Annotated in this window: 16 protein-coding genes; 12 read left to right on the plus strand and 4 right to left on the minus strand. The window is 59.3% G+C overall.

Features of this window, described 5'->3' with window-relative positions:
• Positions 1-139 precede the first annotated feature (139 nt).
• Positions 140-760: a hypothetical protein gene (locus tag FG381_RS02460; RefSeq protein WP_139687383.1), complete on the plus strand. Its 621-nt coding sequence runs from the start codon at positions 140-142 to the stop codon at positions 758-760.
• Between the two features lie 19 nt (positions 761-779).
• On the plus strand, positions 780-1,022 hold the full coding sequence (locus FG381_RS02465) for a hypothetical protein (protein ID WP_139687384.1): 243 nt from the start codon (positions 780-782) through the stop codon (positions 1,020-1,022).
• Between the two features lie 192 nt (positions 1,023-1,214).
• On the opposite strand, the gene FG381_RS02470 is transcribed toward FG381_RS02465, so the two are convergent.
• Positions 1,215-3,176 carry an FAD-binding protein gene (locus FG381_RS02470; protein ID WP_139687385.1) on the minus strand — a complete coding sequence of 654 codons (1,962 nt, stop codon included), beginning with the start codon at positions 3,174-3,176 and terminating at the stop codon, positions 1,215-1,217.
• 209 nt (positions 3,177-3,385) lie between these two features.
• Between FG381_RS02470 and FG381_RS02475 the strand changes: the two genes are divergently transcribed.
• The 4 genes from FG381_RS02475 (at position 3,386) to FG381_RS02490 (ending at position 6,892) form a co-directional block, all read left to right on the plus strand.
• A complete protein-coding gene (locus FG381_RS02475; protein ID WP_139687386.1) occupies positions 3,386-4,198 on the plus strand; it encodes a MerR family transcriptional regulator in 813 nt (270 codons plus the stop codon).
• 86 nt (positions 4,199-4,284) lie between these two features.
• Complete coding sequence (locus FG381_RS02480) at positions 4,285-5,430, plus strand: RtcB family protein (protein ID WP_165697810.1); 1,146 nt, start codon at positions 4,285-4,287, stop codon at positions 5,428-5,430.
• 22 nt (positions 5,431-5,452) lie between these two features.
• On the plus strand, positions 5,453-6,061 hold the full coding sequence (gene prfH / locus FG381_RS02485) for a peptide chain release factor H (RefSeq protein ID WP_139687388.1): 609 nt from the start codon (positions 5,453-5,455) through the stop codon (positions 6,059-6,061).
• A 12-nt stretch (positions 6,062-6,073) separates the two neighbouring features.
• Entirely contained in the window at positions 6,074-6,892 is an 819-nt protein-coding gene (locus tag FG381_RS02490) for a Sir2 family NAD-dependent protein deacetylase (protein ID WP_139687389.1), read from the plus strand.
• Positions 6,893-7,021: 129 nt separating this feature from the next.
• On the opposite strand, the gene FG381_RS02495 is transcribed toward FG381_RS02490, so the two are convergent.
• On the minus strand, positions 7,022-8,230 hold the full coding sequence (locus FG381_RS02495) for an amino acid aminotransferase (RefSeq protein WP_139687390.1): 1,209 nt from the start codon (positions 8,228-8,230) through the stop codon (positions 7,022-7,024).
• Between the two features lie 330 nt (positions 8,231-8,560).
• Between FG381_RS02495 and FG381_RS02500 the strand changes: the two genes are divergently transcribed.
• The 5 genes from FG381_RS02500 to FG381_RS02520 all read left to right on the plus strand — a co-directional run bounded on the left by FG381_RS02500 (position 8,561) and on the right by FG381_RS02520 (position 13,314).
• Positions 8,561-9,367, plus strand: coding sequence for a ZIP family metal transporter (locus FG381_RS02500; protein WP_139687391.1), 807 nt, complete (start codon positions 8,561-8,563; stop codon positions 9,365-9,367).
• A gap of 158 nt (positions 9,368-9,525) precedes the next feature.
• Entirely contained in the window at positions 9,526-10,428 is a 903-nt protein-coding gene (locus tag FG381_RS02505) for a universal stress protein (RefSeq protein ID WP_139687392.1), read from the plus strand.
• A 94-nt stretch (positions 10,429-10,522) separates the two neighbouring features.
• On the plus strand, positions 10,523-11,425 hold the full coding sequence (locus FG381_RS02510; protein WP_139687393.1) for a universal stress protein: 903 nt from the start codon (positions 10,523-10,525) through the stop codon (positions 11,423-11,425).
• A 42-nt stretch (positions 11,426-11,467) separates the two neighbouring features.
• Complete coding sequence (locus FG381_RS02515; protein WP_139687394.1) at positions 11,468-12,376, plus strand: universal stress protein; 909 nt, start codon at positions 11,468-11,470, stop codon at positions 12,374-12,376.
• Positions 12,377-12,414: 38 nt separating this feature from the next.
• Positions 12,415-13,314 (plus strand): universal stress protein, encoded by a 900-nt coding sequence (locus FG381_RS02520; protein WP_139687395.1) that lies wholly within the window; start codon positions 12,415-12,417, stop codon positions 13,312-13,314.
• 117 nt (positions 13,315-13,431) lie between these two features.
• On the opposite strand, the gene FG381_RS02525 is transcribed toward FG381_RS02520, so the two are convergent.
• Both FG381_RS02525 and FG381_RS02530 read right to left on the minus strand, forming a co-directional pair.
• Positions 13,432-14,937 carry a C69 family dipeptidase gene (locus FG381_RS02525; RefSeq protein ID WP_139687396.1) on the minus strand — a complete coding sequence of 502 codons (1,506 nt, stop codon included), beginning with the start codon at positions 14,935-14,937 and terminating at the stop codon, positions 13,432-13,434.
• Between the two features lie 251 nt (positions 14,938-15,188).
• Positions 15,189-15,884, minus strand: a complete 696-nt coding sequence (locus tag FG381_RS02530) for a YczE/YyaS/YitT family protein (RefSeq protein ID WP_226960373.1) — start codon at positions 15,882-15,884, stop codon at positions 15,189-15,191.
• A gap of 734 nt (positions 15,885-16,618) precedes the next feature.
• Here FG381_RS02530 and FG381_RS02535 point away from each other — a divergent pair.
• Positions 16,619-16,996: a helix-turn-helix domain-containing protein gene (locus tag FG381_RS02535; RefSeq protein ID WP_139687397.1), complete on the plus strand. Its 378-nt coding sequence runs from the start codon at positions 16,619-16,621 to the stop codon at positions 16,994-16,996.
• Positions 16,997-17,254 lie beyond the last annotated feature (258 nt).

Here is a 17,254-nt window from a genome sequence, read left to right on the forward strand (position 1 = left end):
CGAAGCCGCCTTTCTTTCTACAATGACCTGAACCGTCCGCATGACCGGGAAGCGCCGCTAATACGGTATTTCGCTCATTGCGAACGGTCCCGAAGGCCTCAGGCCGGCATAAAATAAGACCTGTTCTCATTTTCGTTTCATGCTTGATTTCAGTCATTACGCGCTTTACGACTCAGCCCGGACGATGCGTCTCTCGCTGGAACCCATGACGCGCACGCAGATGCTCGCAGACTTCCCCGGAGAAATCGTTATTTCCTCGCCGCTTCTCGCGGCCCGGCTTGGGTGTGAGGCAGCGGATGCTGAAGCGATGCAGAGACGCAGAGAGGAATTCGCCGCTTTGGACGAAGAGAGCGCCTTCAGGGTCTGGCTCAACCGGACCCCGGCGCGGGACGGACGCATTGCCTATGTATCCGCTCCCGACTCGCTCCCTGATGTCGAAGAGGAACCCGACTGGGGCATTTCGAGCGCAGGCTTTCTCATTGGAAGCGTCGCCGAAATATCCGAGTGGGTGAAGCGCATGACGGATGCCGACGACCCCGCGTCCATCCTCCGCGAGCTCTCGCGCATTCTTTCCGGATGCTCGGAGCCCCCGCATGCCGCTCAGCTCACTGATCTCTCAACGGGCGCCGTCATCATGACCTGGCCCGTAAGGTGCGCGAATCCCATTCATGCGCTCTCCGCTGCCGCCGAAAGCTGGCCGGAAGTGAGATATCGGGAAGAAGACTTTGACTTTTCTCTCAAAAGCGATCTTGCCGATTGATCTCAGGAATTTGACTCTCATGACCTCACCCGCCCCCAGCCAAGAAGTCCCTCAGGAAGGGAAGCTCTCTGAAGCCGAGCTTCGCAGAATTGCCGAGCTCTGCTCCAAAAACGGAAAACTCGCCGAAGCCATCGTCTCCTGCGTGATGCGCGATCTTTTGAAGAACGGAGACCTTACGGAAGAGGAAGCAGAAGCGCTCTGCGCGCGCTGCGCCAGAGCCGCAGAGGCCGAACACTGCACGAAGGAGCCTAAGAGCGCCTGAGGCGCCTTCGGGATTTGAAAACTCGCCCCCTTGAAGAAGCCGCAGCGCTCCCGATGGAGTCTGCGGCTTGAAGTCGCATCTGCGGAAGAGAATCTTCTCCCAGCGCATGCGGGTTTGAAGAAAAGGCTGACTCCTGTTCGCAAGCGCCAGCCTTTCTCTTCAGGATTCAGAACGCCTTTGCGGCGCCTCTTTTCAGGACCGGGCGAGCTCGATGCCGACGATGCGCCCGAAGGTCACCGTTCTGCCGCAGGCCATGCCGGTGGCGAGGTTCGGGTATTCGTTCGCGAAGAAGCACCCGCTGTCGTTCCCGATCACGTAGAGCCCGGGGATGGGGTTGCCATCGGTGTCGATCGCGTTCATGTGCGTGTCGATCTGGATCCCGTCCATCGTGCAGAGGACGTACCCGGTGTTCTTGGCGCCGTAGAAGGGCGCCTTGTCGACCGGAGTCAGACGGAAGGATTCCTTCCCGTAGTCCTCGTCGATGCCCTTTCTGGCAAGAGCGTTGTAGCGATCAACCGTGCGCTTCAGTTCCTCCGCTGGGAGACCGAGCTTTCGTGCGAGCTCCTCGATCGTATCGGCCTTCACGACGAAGCCCTTTTCAAGCAGCCCGGGCAGCATCCGGTCGCGCACGACTTCGTAGGAGATGTTGGGATCCGCGCCGTTTTCAAAGGGATAAAGCCTCGAGCAGCCGTGCATCTTGAACTGCTGCGCATACGCGGTCCAGTTGCTGTCGAAGAGCGTGTAGTGGCAGTGGCCCTTCTGGTATTCGTCGGCGTGGAGAATGTTTTCGTAGGTGCCCGATTCATTCATGAAGCGGCGTCCGTCCGCATTCACCTTGAGCCAGGGCTGCGAGCCCATCCAGAAGAAGCCGTTGTCGCCCGACTTTGCGGTCTCAACGCCCGTCTTCTGGTCCGGCCTCAAAGCGCACCGGTCGAACATCATCATGGAGTGCGTTTCGTCCATCTTGGCGCCCGCCCAGAGGCAGGCGCGGATGCCGTCGCCGTGGGCGCCGGGCATCGCGCCGTTGCGTCCGATAATGCGGAGGTTCCAGGGCTGGAGCGCTTCCATCATCCGATAGTTCTGCGCGTAGCCGCCCGTTGCCACCACAACGCCCTTTTTCGCGACGTAGCGCACGTACCGGCCGTCTCCGTCCCGGGCAATGCAGCCCGTGACGCGGCCCGCCTTCTTCTCGAGCTTGACCATACGGGTGTTGAAGTCGAATTCCGCACCTTTCGAAACCGCGTAGTCAAGGAGAATGCGGTTTCCGTCAAGGCGCTTCCCCGTGCCGTCGTCCGTTCCTCTCCAGCGCGGAGAATGGCCGGTCGCGAAGTGCTCGTAGCGCGACTCGTCCACCTTGTCGCCCGACTCGTGCCAGAGGTCAACCCCGCGCTCCTTGAGCCGATCGCCGTACCAGTCGATCGTCTCGCCCGACTTTTCGCAGAAGAGCTTCACCAGATCCTGACTCAGATGCCCGGCCGCGTACTGCGTCGCCATCGTCACGAAGTCGAACTTGTCGATCTTCGTTCCCCAGGCCTTCTGGTAGCGGGAATTCAAAGCGCCCAGATCGTTGCGGATGCCGGTTCCCGTCGCAAAGCGGTCGATGCCGATCACCTTTGCGCCGGCTTCCGCTGCCGCCGCCACGGCGAACATGCCGCCCGTACCGCAACCGACCACCAGAATGTCGGTCTCGCGCGTTTTCGCGATGCTCTTTTCGTCGATCTCAGGCGGTTTCCCAAGCCAGTCGCCGTCGTCTCCGGCGTCCGAGTTTTCGATCACTTCAACCGGAATTTCGCCTTTTGCCTGCGCGATGCACTTCGCGGCCGCCTGAGAAACCGCCTTCGACGTGATGGTTGCGCCCGAGACGGCGTCGATGCCCGCGCCCTGAGAAGCCACCAGCATGCGCTTCAGTTCGTTTGCAGCCGCCTGGCCGATGGAAGGCGTCTCGTGCGAAACGTCGAGCACAACGTCCGTAATGCGGTCCTTGTCGAAGGTCATCGTAACGACGACGTCGCCGATGCCCGAAGCTTTGGCCGAATAGGTTCCAGGGCGGTAGATGCCGGCGGGCGATGCGGCGAAGGCCGTGCTCCCGGCCGCCATCGCGGCGCTGCCGACCAGGCTTTTGCGAAGGAAATTTCTGCGCGACAGATCAGTCATTTCGAGTCTCCCTTGAGGATTCATCTTGATGGATCGTATTTTCGAGCCGGGAGCTGCTCCCAGGTCAAGGAGGAGAGCCGCACCCGCATGAAGCGTTTCGAGAGGCTCTAAAGAACCAATAAAATCAGGGAAGGCGAAAAGAGCGACGCCATCGCGATCAATCCATTTCCGTCAATCCGCCCAGAGAACGACCTGTGAAGGCCCAATCCATGCAATATCGAATCGGCGACTTTGCTGCGCACATGGGAGTAACTCCCGACCTTCTGAAGCACTACGAGGATCAGGGGCTGCTCTGGGCCGAGCACCGCGAAAACGGCTACCGCTACTATCCGTTCCAGACGAGTCCGAAATTCCTTGCGGCCATGCAGCTCAAAAGCTACGGCATTCCGATCCGCAGCATGCAGGCGCTCATCAACGATGCGTCTCCGGAAGAACTGATGGCGGAGCTTCAGAGTCGGACCGCCCACATGGAAAAGGAGGCGGAGCGCCTGCGGATGCTGATTGAGGAAGAACGCTCGCTCGAAGCCTGGATGGCGCGCCGGCAGCCTCAAGAGGACGACTGGGAAGTCACCGATTTCGAGAGCTTTTATTTCCTCCCGCATTCCCTCGGTCTCGTCTTTATTGAAAACGACGACATCTACAAAATTCTCCCCGATTGGCTCGGCTGGATGCCGCTCGTCAAATCGACGCTTGCCGTGAGCCCGACGCCGGCAGAAGACGGAACGCTTCCCTCCTCCTGGGGTCTTTCCGTCCGGGAATCGACTGCAAAGGCGGCAGGCATTCCAGTCAATGAAAGCGTTGAGTTCATTCCTTCGGGCAAAGCCTTCATCCTGCATTACGCGGGCCCGGCACGCATGAAGTCCGAGAGACTCCGGGAGGATCCCGACCATCCGGTCCTCGCGAAGATGCGAGCGCTCGGAGTTAAGCCGAGAGGAAGAATTTTCAAGATCGTGCGGCTCAGCGCTCACATGGACCAGCCCGACAGACTCGAATTTGCGGACTACATCGCGCCCATTCTATGAGGCCGGCTTCACTTCGTCCGACATAATCTGCCGCAGACGTGAGGAAAATGATTCCTGAGTGTTTTTCAGGATGTTTTCTTCACGTCATGACTTATTTCGACATTGAGGGCGCCTGCGCGGTCGCGCGATACTATGCGCCTTCGTCCGCTGCCGCGCCGGAACCCGCGCTCCGCGGCCAGGCGGAATGGCTCGCGTCGCGCGAATCGAGCCGGAACCAGAAAATCCGCCTGATGCCAGACGCCCACCCGGGAAAAATCGGCCCGATCGGCCTCGCGATGACCGTGGGCGATAGCCTCCTCCCGGGCCTCGTCGGGATCGACATGGGCTGCGGCGTCACGCTCGCAAAGCTCCGCATGAAGCGGCGCCCGGATTTCGGCGCCTTGTCCGCTTTTGCGCGGGAGCAGATACCCTCGGGCTTTGCGGTTCGAGAGAAGCCCCTCCCGGAGGCCCTCCGCTTCAATTTCGAGCGCTTCAGAGTGCTCCGACACATCAATCTTGAGGGCGCACAGAAGTCGCTTGGGACCCTCGGCGGCGGGAACCATTTTCTCGAAATCGACCGGGATCAAGAAGGCGCCTTCTGGCTGGTTGTTCATTCCGGAAGCCGGCGCCTCGGCGTCGAGGTCGCCGGCCGCTACATGCAGCTCGCGAGCGCTCAGGCGGCAGGGACTCCGGACGGAAAAGTGCCTTTCGAAGAGGCTCCGCTTTCGGGCGGGCTCCTCACCGACTACCTCCTGGACCTCGAGGGCGCCTCTTCGTACGCGGAAGCAAGCCGCCGGGCAATGCTCCGCCTCATCTGCGACGGCATGCGCTGGAAGATGGAATCACTTTTGTCAATCGTGCACAACTATGTCGACTGTTCCGGCACGGTGCCGATTCTGAGAAAAGGCGCGATCTCGGCCAAGGCGGGCGAACCCGTCGCAATACCGATCAACATGCGGGACGGCATTCTCCTCGGCGTTGGTCTGGGAAACGCCGAATGGAACGAATCCGCGCCGCACGGCGCCGGCCGGATTCTGAGACGCGACGCTGTGAAGAGCGTCCTTACCGTCAGGCAATTGCGCGACGAAATGAAGGCGGCAGGCATTCAATCGCCCTCGATCAGCGCGGAAACGCTTGACGAAGCCCCCGAAGCCTACCGGGCGCTCGCCGACATTCTCCCTGCCCTCGCTCCAACCGTCCGGGTGTCGGCAAGGCTCAAGCCCGTCTGGTGCTTCAAAGGCGGAAAAGGCTGATTTTTTTTCGAGGCAATTCCAAATGCTCATGCAGATTTCCTCAGGAAGCGGCCCGGCCGAGTGCGAACTGGCCGTGCTGCTCTTTTTCCGGGCGCTCCGGAAGGAGTTCCCGAACATTGAACTCGTCGACGAACGGCGCGGCAGCGTCGCGGGCGGGCGCGCATCGATCCGCTTCCGCACGCGAGGGGAGATCCCGGATTTGCGAGCGCTCGCCGGCACCATCCAGTGGATCTGTCCGAGTCCGCTGCGGCCTCATCACGGCCGGAAGAACTGGTTCATCGACCTTTCGATCCTCGAGGAGGCGCCGCGCCCGGACACGTCCGGTCCCGTGCGGTTCGAGCGCTTCCGCTCGGGCGGCAAGGGCGGACAGAATGTCAACAAGGTCGAAACGGGCGTGAGGCTCATTCACGCGGAAACCGGCATTGCCGTGCGCGAAACGGGCGAACGATCGCAATGGATGAATCGCCGCCGGGCGGAGGAAAGGCTTCAGGAGGCGCTCGGGGGACTTCGGATCGAAGCGGAGCGCCGGGATGAGGAATGCGCCTGGCACGCCGCCAAAACGCTTGAGCGCGGGAATCCCACGCGGATCTACGTCGGACCTCAGTTCGTTCTCAGGGATTCAAGAAAATAAAGGAAATCCGACATGTACAAAATCCCCTTGAATTCTCAGGGCTGGAAGAAGGAACGACCCGTCGTCGTCATTCTCTCGGGCGCCGGGCTTTCCGCCGAAAGCGGCATTCCCACCTACCGCGACCCGCAGAGCAACTGGAAAACGACGAATGCGTTCGATGCCGAAGAGGCGAAAAGAAACCCGCAGCTCTTTCTCCGGGAAACGAACGAACGGATCCGGGAGTGGAAGGATGCAAAGCCCAATGCCGCGCATTCGGCGATTGCGGATTTCACGCGGCGCCTGCGCGACCGGGCTTCCATCCTCCACATCACTCAGAACATCGACGCGCTCTCCGAGGACGCGGGCGACACGAGCGTCTTTCATCTGCACGGCTCAATTCTGAAGAGCCGATGTCAACACTGCGGCGCGCATTTTCCGAGGCTCGCCCCCTACTCACTCGAGGATGTTTGTCCTGCGTGCGGAAAATCGGACGGCGCCGTCCGGCCCGACATCGTGCTTTTCGGCGATGTCCCGTACGGCATGGACTGGATTCCGGGAGTCATCAGACAAGCCGACATATTCATAGCGGTGGGCACGTCGCTTCTCGTCTACCCGGCCGCGTGGTTCGTCGTAGAAGCCATGGAGCACGGCTGCCTCGACCGGATCCTCATCACGAAGGACCTGCCCGACGAACTCTTCACTGACCCAGGGCATATCGATCTCGACGAAGCCGACAGCCTTTTCGAGTACACCAAGTTCTTCAGAGGATCGGCCGCCCGGATCCTCCCGCAGGTGCTCGAAGGCATTGCATGGGAAATTGAATCGCGCCTGAGCCCGAAGCTTCTTCCCTGAAAAAGGCTCCAGCAGCGGGAAAACGCAAAAACCAAGCAAAAGAAAACCCGGCAATCCTCGTATAGACGCCGGGTTCTCTTTGCGTGAAGGCGTCTCAACTTATCTCAGACGCCTTCCCATTGCGCGAAATCAGCCGCGGGCCTTGAAGACCGCCGCGAGCGACTTGGCAACGTATTCGACATTGCGGTGATTGAGCCCTGCAATGCAGATGCGGCCGTTGCGCACGCCGTAGACGCCGTACTTCTCGCGCAGGAGATCCATCTCCTCGGCGCTCAAGCCCGTGAAGGAGAACATGCCGTGCTGCTTAACGGCAAAGCTGAAGTCGAGGCCTTCGGCCTTGCCGGCGGCGTAAAGCGCTTCGCGCATGCCGACGATGCGGCTTCTCATGCCTTCGACTTCCTTTCTCCAGGAAGCCTGGAGTTCGGGGTCGCCGAGCACTTCAGCAACGATCTGGCCGCCGTGCGTGGGCGGGTTCGAATATTCCTGACGAACGATGCGCTTCATGATCGAGGTGACGACCTGAGCTTCCTTTTCGTTGTCGCAGACGATGTGCAGCGCACCCACGCGTTCGCCGTAGAGGCCGAAGTTCTTCGAGCAGGACGTGGCCGCAAGGAACGTAACGCCTTCGTCGGCGAGGAGACGAATCGCAAAGGCATCTTCCTCGAGACCCGCGCCGAACCCCTGGTAGGCCATGTCGATGAGAGGAAGCAGATCGCGCTCGACCAAGATCTTCACGACTTCGCGCCATTCATCATGCGAAAAGTCAAAGCCCGTCGGATTGTGGCAGCAGCCGTGGAGGAGCACCAGGGTCTTCGCGGGAAGCGCGTTGAGCGCAGCCTTGAAGGCCTCGAAGTCGATGCCCGAGCGGTCGGCCTTGAGATAGGCGTACTTGCCGACTTCAAGGCCGTCGGCCTTGAGAATGGCAATGTGGTTGCCCCAGGTCGGGTCGGACACCACGCCCTGGTTGACGCCGAGGAACTGGTGCGCAAAGGCGGCGGCCAGCTGCAGCGCGCCCGTGCCGCCCAGGGTCTGAATGGTTGAAATGCGGCCCGCCTTAACGGCAGCGTGATCCTTGCCGAAGACGAGCTTCTGCACGCTCGCGCAGTACTGCGGCATGCCGGACATCGGCATGTAGCCGCGCGGCAGGTGGCGTTCAAGGAGACGGCGCTCCGCCTCTTCGACGCATTCCATCAGGGGCAGAAACCCGGCTTCATTGAGATACACGCCGACGCCGAGATTAACCTTCGTTTCGCGCGGATCCTTCTTGAAGAGTTCCACAAGACCAAGAATGGGATCGTCCGGCATGGGGGCGAGAGCTGCAAAATCGCTCTTAAGCATAGTATCTGCTTCCTAAAAAATTGTTCGAATTGACGGAGCCAGAATGTCGGACTTCCGTTGGCGGCAGTACGTCCGACGTCATGAGTTCCATTAATATAGTTCTCCCGGCGCCTCTACTCTCGATTGGAAAACTGCTGCGCATCAAAATTGCATTCGGCAATTTGATTCTGCATCGCTTCAGCTAAGGTGTTTTCCCCAACTTACAGCCCTCTCGCAGAGGCGAATTGCGGACGCCGCAGCCGGGCGTTTTATGATACGCGCTCATCCGCTTCCTTCCTTGTTATTGCAGTAAACTATCGAAATATAAATTTTGATAGTTAAAGTATTGCCATGGATCCTCTGCTTCTCAAAGCTTTCGAATGGACCGCGCTCTGCACGGGCTTCACCTTCCTCTGCACGACGGTGGGCGCGGCCGGCGTCTTCTTCTTCCGTCCGGAAAAGGATACGGCGCTCGCCGAAACCCTTTCCCTCGGCTTTGCCGCCGGGATCATGATTGCCGCCTCGGTCTGGAGCCTCATCATTCCGGGGCTCGAGATGGCCGAAAAGAACGGCTCCATCCCATGGCTCACGGCATCGGCCGGCGTCATCGCAGGCGCGGTATTCCTCAAGTTTCTCGACATGGCGATGCCGCACCTTCATCCGGGATCCGCAACGCCCGAAGGTCCGAAGTCGAAGCTTCACCGCGCCCAGCTTCTCTTCCTTGCGATTACGCTGCACAACATTCCGGAAGGCGGTTCCGTCGGCCTCACCTCGGGGCTTGCCGCCATGTCGGGCGACCCGCTCGCACTCTCCTCGGCCTTCGCGCTTGCGCTCGGCATCGGCATTCAGAACATCCCCGAAGGCGCCGCTGTTTCGCTTCCGCTCCTTGGTCAGGGCGTTCCCCGCATGAAGGCCTTCCTCTTCGGCGTGCTCTCCGGGCTCGTTGAACCGGTCTTCGGCCTCATCGTCGTTGCGGCGATATCCGTCTTTCTCCCCGTCATGCCCTTCATGCTTACCTTTGCGGCTGGCGCGATGCTCTACGTGGTGGTGGAAGAACTCATCCCCGCAGCGCACCTCTCGAAGCACTCCGACATCGGCACGATGGCCCTGATTGCAGGCTTCGTCATCATGATGGCGCTCGACACCTCGCTCGGTTGAGAAAACGCAAAAACATAACGAATGACGGAATCAAAAACCGACTGAAAACAAAACTTAATCCGCGCAGAATGCCATAATGGATTTCAAAGAGAGGGGCGGAAAGCCGCTCCTCTCTCTTCCGCATTTTCGGAAGGAAAAATTCATAAAAGGAGGCATCCATGCGTGTGCTTATTCCCGTGGACGGCAGCATTTCCTGCCGCAACGCTCTTGACCTTCTTGCCGCGCGCGCACGCCGCATGCAGGTGAAGCCTGAAGTCACCCTCATCAACGTCCAGCACCCGGTGCCCATGGGCGTCATGACGCAGTTCGGCCTCGATGCCGTTCGCGCCGCCGCTGAAAAGGAAGCCAAAGGGATCTTTGCCGACCTTGAGGGCAGTCTTGCCGTCACAGAGCTTGATCCCGCGGAAAAGATCGGGTTCGGCATTCCGGGCGAAGTCATTTCAAAGGAAGCCGATGACGAGGCGTGCGACCTCATCATCATGGGCGCGCGCGGAATCTCCCCCGCGAAGAGCTTCTTCCTCGGGTCGGTATCGAGAAACGTGCTCGCCAACACGATGAAGCCCGTGCTCCTTGCGCGCGGCGAGTCGCTCCCCGACCGCGAGAATCTGCGGCTCGTGCTTGCCGTCGACGGCTCCAACTACGGCGCCGCGGCAGCGCAATTCATCAGCGAAAATCCGGGCTTCTTCGGACCTGCGCCGAAGGTGACTGTCGTGAGCGTCATGCGCGACTATTCCGACCTCACGCGTGCGGGCGTCACGGACTACGAACCGATTCTGCGCGACACGCGCGAGCGCTGCGAAGCGGAGAACACGCGCCTCTGGGAAGAAGCGACGGAACCCGTCCTCGACATCCTCAGGAAGGCCGACATTGAAGCCGAAGCCGTCCGCCTGACGGGCAGCCCTGCCGAAGAGATCACGAAGTACGCAAAGGACCACGCCGACATGATCGTCATGGGCTCGCACGGCTGGGGCCGCTTCAAGTCCGCAGTGCTCGGCTCTACGGCCACAAAGATCGGCGCGCTCACGCACCTTCCGGTGCTCCTCATCCGCATTGAGGATTAGGGCGGCTCCCTCTGAAGGGGCCTTCCGCAAAAACAACATTTCTCCGCGAGGCGCCCCAGGGGGCCTCCGGAGAAAAAACAAAATGAGGGAAAAAATGAGAGTCATCATTCCGATCGACGGCAGCGCCTCCTCCTCAGAAGCCATCCGATTCATCGGCGAACGCGCCCAATATATGAGCGAAAAGCCTGCGCTCGAACTTCTTTATGTCGAGCCTCCGGTTCCCGACGACGTCATCGACCGCATCGACATCGAAGCGCTGCGGACGGCTTATGAAGCTTCGGCGAAGAAAAAGCTCGCTGGCTCCGAAGCCGTTGCCCGCGCCGCGGGGCTTGCGTCTGAACCCAAAGTGCTCTCGGGCGACTGCGGCCCGGCGATTGCGCGCGAGGCGAAAGCGTTCCGCGCCGGACTCATTGCCATGGGCTCGAGGGGGCTTTCTCCCGCAAAGAGCTTCTTCCTCGGCTCCGTCTCGAGAAGCGTCATCGAACACGCTCAACTGCCCGTTCTTCTCGTGCGCGAAAAGGGACTTCCCGAACGGGAAAGCCTGAGGGTTGCGCTCGCGGTCGACGGGTCCGAATACGGCACTGAGGCGGCTGAATTCATCGTTGAAAACGCCGCGCTTTTCGGTCCCCGCCCAACGGTCGACGTCATTTTCGTCACGCTCGACTATGCCGGAATCGCCCGCAGCGATGTCGACTTCATCGCGCCCGAAAGCGCCCGCGCCTACCTGAAGAAGGAAGCCGAGGACGAATGGGAAAAGGCCGTCAGGCCCGTCCTCGACATCCTCGCCTCAGCCGGCATTGATGCCGAACCCGTGAAGCGCGCGGGGGAACCGGCGAAGGAAATCGCAGGCTACGCCGACAGAAATGCCGACATCATCGTCATGGGTTCTCACGGCTGGGGCCGCCTCAAATCCGCCGTTCTCGGCTCAACCGCCACAAAAGTGGGCGCCCTCACGCAGACCCCGGTGCTTCTCGTTCCCGCAGGCGTTGCCTCGTAAGCCCTTCACCGGCAGCAAATCATTCAAAAAGGAATTCATCTCATGAGAATCATCATTCCGAGCGACGGCAGCGCCTCCTGCCGCGAAGCCATCCGGTTCATCGGCGAGCGCGCGAAATTCATGCGCGAAAAGCCCGTCGTCGAACTCGCGAACGTGCAGTACGCGATTCCGGAGAGCATCATCGACCGCTTTGGTCTTGAAGCGGTCTGCACCGTTTATGAAGCCGAAGGCCGCGCACAGCTCGCTGAATGCACGAAGACCGCAGAGCGCGCAGGACTCTCCGTTGAAACGCGGGTTCTCTACGGCGAATGCGGCCCGGCGCTCTCCCGCGAAGCGCAGGTTTTCCGCGCGGACCTCATTGCCATGGGCTCCCGCGGGCTCTCCCCCGCGAAGAGCTTCTTCCTCGGGTCCGTCTCGAGAAGCGTGCTCGAGCACTCCTCGCTTCCCGTCCTTCTCGTGCGCGATAAGGGGCTGCCCGAGCGCGAAAACATGCGGATTGCGCTTGCGGCCGACGGCTCCGACTACGGCGAAGCGGCGGCGCACTTCATTGCCGAACACATGGATCTCTTCGGACCCGGACTCACCGTCGACGTGATCAGCATCGCGCCCGACTACGTGAGCCTTGCCAGGAACGAGATCGACGGCGTCTCGCCCGCGAGCTCGAGGGAATTCTTTGAAAAGGAATCCCAGAGTGCCTGGGAGAATGCCGTGAGTCCGGTGCTCGCCGCGCTGACGGCTGCCGGCATCGACGCCCGGCCCGTGAGGCGCGAGGGCGATCCGGCCGAGGCGATTTCGGCCTATGCCAATGAAAACGCCGACATCGTCGTGATGGGCTCGCACGGCTACGGCCGCTTCAAGTCCGCCGTTCTCGGCTCGACCGCCGCACGCGTGGGCGCGCTCTCCGAAATCCCGGTGCTCGTGATCCGCCTCCCCGAGGATCTTCAGATCTGACTTTTAAAAGAATCCTCTCTCAGAAGAGAAAACTGCTTATGCGCATTCTTGTTCCCGTTGATGAAAGCAGCCAGAGCTGCCGCCTCATCCATTTTCTTCTTGAACGCGATTCGCTCCTCGGCACCGATCCGGAGATTGAGCTCGTCAACGTCCAGTATTCCGTGCCGGAATCGCTCATCCGTCTTTTCGGCCTCAACGAAGTCAAAAAGTACTATCAGGATACGGGCGTCAACGTTTTCGAGGACCTCCAGAAACAGACGGGCTTCCGTTCGAAACTGCGCACCGCAACGGAGCGCGTGATGTACGGCGACGTCGTGAAGATGCTCGCCGAGGAGGCCGAAGCCTCGAAGGCCGACCTGATCGTCATGGGCGCCCGGGGGCTCAGCCCGGTGCAGGGCCTCATCTTCGGCTCGGTCTCGAACGGCCTCCTTGCGAGGACGCATGTGCCGATGCTCGTGGTCCGCGACGAATCGAAGCTTCCCGAAAAGAAAATGCGGGTCGGCATCCTCGTCGACGGTTCGGCCTACGGGGCGGCTGCCGCCAACTATGTGCTCGAACACCTTGAACTCTTTGGTGAAGACCCCGAGTTCACGGTCGTGCACTGCGCCGAACCCGTGCCCGATCCCATCACGCCCAACCCGGTGAACCCGATGATGCCGGTGCTCTCGCGCGAGGAGATCGACGAAGAGCAGCAGACGCGCTTCCATGAAGCCGTTCAGCCGGTGCTCGATCCCTTTGAAGTGGCGGGTCTCAGCGTCAGGGCGCAGCTCCTTGTCGGCGAGGCCGACCTCGAGCTCCCGCGCTTTGCGAACGGAAACCTCGACCTCATCGTCATGGGCTCTCACGGCCGCGGAAACTTCACGGCTGCGGTTCTGGGCTCCACCGCCATGCATATTGCGGCGGAAACGAAGGTGCCGATGCTCGTGATCAGGAAATAATTTCTCCCTGACGCATCAGACGAAGCGGCCCGGAATACCAAGCGATTCCGAGCCGCTTTCCGTTTTGGACCCGGGCGGTGCTCATGAGAGCGCCTCCCGGGCTTGACCCCTAAAGGATCAGTCCTTCTTTGAACGGTTGGCGAAGAAGTTGACCTTCTGGATGTCTTCCGTGCGAACCGTAAAGACCTGGTTGAGCAGATCCTCGGTCAGGGCTTCCGCATCGGCCATCGCCTGAATGCTGAAGTGGTCGAGATCGGCCTGAGCCTTCTTCGGATCGGCCTTGACGGTCTTCACGTATTCCGCTTCAAAAGCGGCCTGGCGCTTCGCAAGATCCTTTTCAAAGTCCGCATAGGCCTTCGTCACGATGGGCGCGAGCTTCGGATAGTCCGTCATCACGAGGGTCTGGAGCTTCCTGAACTTCCAGTAGAGGCTCGAGGAGTCGGCCTTGTCCGTGCCCTCGCCCCAGTGCTTCGGATAGGCGGACATGCCCGAATAGATCGGCACGTAGACGGAAAGATCCGCCATGCCCATCGCGAGATAGGTAACCTCGCCGATTGCCTTCGGGAGCCACGGACGAACCTGCATCACGTGGGATTCGTACGTGCGGAAGACGCTGATCGGACGATAGGGTTCCGCGTCGCCCTTGAGACCATTCGTATACGGGTCGTGCGAAGCGAGTTCGCCCGATTCGTAGTGGTTGCGCAGAATCGTCTTGAGGTCCTCAACCGTCACCTTGCTGTCGGGCGTCGCCCAGACCGGGAAGCTGCGGCCGTCCGTCACCTTCTGATTGAGCGACGGCGTCAGAATCTTCTGCACCTGCCAGACGCGCGGATCGTTGTAGTCGCGGTCGCGGGCATCGTCGCGCGTATAGGCCTTCGAGAAATTGAATTCCCCGTCCTTCTTGGGATCATAGAAGCCGTTCTTCGTCGCCCATTCAACGAGCGTCTTCGAAGCGAGGAAGTCCGGGCTCTTCGGGTCGTACTTCTGCAGACGCCCCTGGTTGCCCGACGCGAAATACTTGTCCTTGGGCGTCTTCTGGGCGAGCCACTGATGGCCCGTCCCGGTTTCGAAGTACCAGACTTCCTTTTCGTCCATCAGGACGACGCCGAAGCCTTCGCCCGCGCCGATCGTTTCGACGATATGGCCGAGAAGCTCAACGCCTTCGCGGGCCGTCTTCGCGCGCGGCAGAAGCACTTCGGGGATGTCATCCTCGGTAATGCCCGTGGCTTCGTTATAGGGGTCAATTTTGAGCGCATCGTCGCGCGCAAAGATCGATTCCGTGCCGGAGAAGCCCACGCCCGCCTCGTTGAAGCCCGTAGCGCCGTGCACCTGGGTCTTCCAGTTCGGAACCGTGGTGTAGCGCATGCCGTTCTCAGGCAACGGATATTCAAAGTTGTTGGCGCCATGGTGGTCGGCCGTGCGGTACATGCCCTTCACGCCTTTCGTCGCCGGATGAATCACAAGGTGCTGGGCCTTGAGCGCAGAGCTGTCGGCAGCGCGGGCGATCAGGATCGAACCGTCGGCGGTGGCGCCGGAACCCACCACAACGGTGGTGCAGGCGAGCGCGGAACCGCAGGCAAGCGCGGCAGCGGCAGCAAGGGCGGCGAGCTTGAAATGACGCATGAGTATTCTCCTCACAAATGGCTGGAGAGGCTCTTTTTCTCATCATCACGCCGGAAGTATTTCGGGAATCTCTGGTCAGGAGTCCCTAAGGGACGGCGTGAAAGCGAAAGGAGTCTCTAAAACTCAGGGGAGACTTAGCGGCTCCCCTTTGAACACGTCGATTCTGATCCATCTAAGCAGAAGTGCCTAGAGGAGAAAACACCCATGGTCCATTCCGGCACGACGGCGGTGCGTATTGCGAACGCCCGTTTTCAGGACTTCCCGGCGGGTTCGATGTCAACCTGATGCGGGTCGCCGGCTTTCGGTTCCGGGAAGAAATGCGAAATGCCTTTTACAAGAAAGCCCACGAGAAACGCGGAGATTACAGTGCCTTCCCGAATTCCCGTAATCGTGCCGAGGACTGCAAGCGAGAGAATCGCGGCAATGATGACGAGCGCGACGTCGTTTACGACCTTCATTGTCCCGAAGGATTTCCGCAGAACCGCCGCGTAGACGATGACGACGCCTTCGCCCGGCTGCACGATGGTTTTGGAGCGAATCTGGAGGAAAACGCCGACGGCAAGCACCACGCTTCCCACGACGCTCATCGCAAGCCCCATCACCCAGTCATCGGGCGCATGCGCGCCGAGAAGCATCATGTTGAGGTCGATGAAGAGCCCGAATACGAGTACCGCCGGGATCTGGAGGAGATTGAGCACCGTGAAGCGGCTTCTCAAAAGCATCGCCTCGATGAGGACGAAGAAGACGTTGAGAATGAAGGTCGTCGTGCCGAAGGTGAGCGGAAAGATCTTCGAGAGCACGAAGGGAAGCGAACTGATGGGCGTCGTGCCGAGGCCGGAGAGCGCCGTGCAGCTGATCCCGAAGGTTGCGCACTCGATTCCTGCGAGAAGCATCAGGATGCGGCGGACGGGATTTCGGAAGCGTTTCGAGTGGAGAGAATTCTGCATGGGCGACTGACCTCTGAAGCGCCGGAGTTTAGCACTTGAAACATTTGATAACGACGCTCTTATCCCTGCTGGATTCCTTACCGCGGCAGCGCGGAGAAGATTTTCAGCCGCACGCACGATTGATCGTCCTTGCGTTCAGAACGCGCATCTCTGCTCTTCTTCAGAACGCATGAAAACTTACGCCTCAGCGCGCATCTCACAGAATCAATCACTCCGAATTTGATTCGAGCTGCAGCTGCATCAATTAATCAGGAAATAAACGCCATTCAGTTATTACGGTTTGATTGAGCCGGCTTTTGCTTCAAATTCCAATCCGCTTTTAAAGTAATGTTGTTTAAAAAAGATAATGGAAAACCCTAAATCTTTAAATAAGCATTTATCATCTGCCATGTATATCAAATAAATAAGAAGGTGAACTCCACCCCCTGTAAAACCTTCCCAGTATCAAATGATCACAGCACGCAGAACTGCGGCCGGACAAACTTCGTTCGCAGACGTCTCTTCTGCCATTGGCGTCTGTCATTGAATAGCAGGCAGCGGCTTCTCTGAAGTTCGCTCCCTGCTATTCCTTTTCGGGGAAAGGCAGCTTCAATCGATATCAGGTATTGGTCTAAAAATGTCGAAAGATCAAGTCATTACCCCCCCCCCACCCCCCTGAACAAACCGACCTCACCCATTCAATTTATGTCCGTCAGAACGAGACTCCGACGGATAGAGCAGCATCCAGAATCGTCATGCCCGCGTCAAAAATAGACGACCGCATCAGACCGAGCTATGCGTCAGACCATAAGCGCGAGGCCGCTGCATTTCTCTTTTCACAGGGTCACGGATATCACAAGACGGCGTGGCTCCTCGAGCTCCCCGAGGCTACTGTCCGCGAATGGCTCCGCAGCTGGAAGAAAGGAGAATTTCAAACCAAACTGCCCGTTCGTCAGTATCGATATACCGAAGAGCGAAAGCAGGAAATTATTGCTATGCGAAAACGCGGCATGAGTTGGAATGAAATCTACAAACTCACCGGAATATCGGCAGCAACCATCAGAAAATGGATGCCGAAAGGTTCATTAATAACAACCGGCAATGCTTCGCACAGGGGGGGGGGGGAGAGTTAATCCCTTATTTCATGGAAAACGTGTTTTCAAAACAACACTTAAACAGCAGTAAATTCATATCTTTCAATGATATTTATGGATATTATCAAGATTTGACAATTCCTCAATAAGAATCGAATTAATGTCATTGATAATACTTTTTCGTTCGTGAGGGGGAATCCCTTGCGATTTCGTCCTTCCCTTGTGAAGGTTCCGGCAGACAGAAGCTGTTTGGCGATGGTCTCTGCCTGTCATTTCAACGAGTACTTCCCGCAAGGA

Source organism: Sutterella faecalis (assembly GCF_006337085.1).
GTDB lineage: Bacteria > Pseudomonadota > Gammaproteobacteria > Burkholderiales > Burkholderiaceae_F > Sutterella > Sutterella faecalis.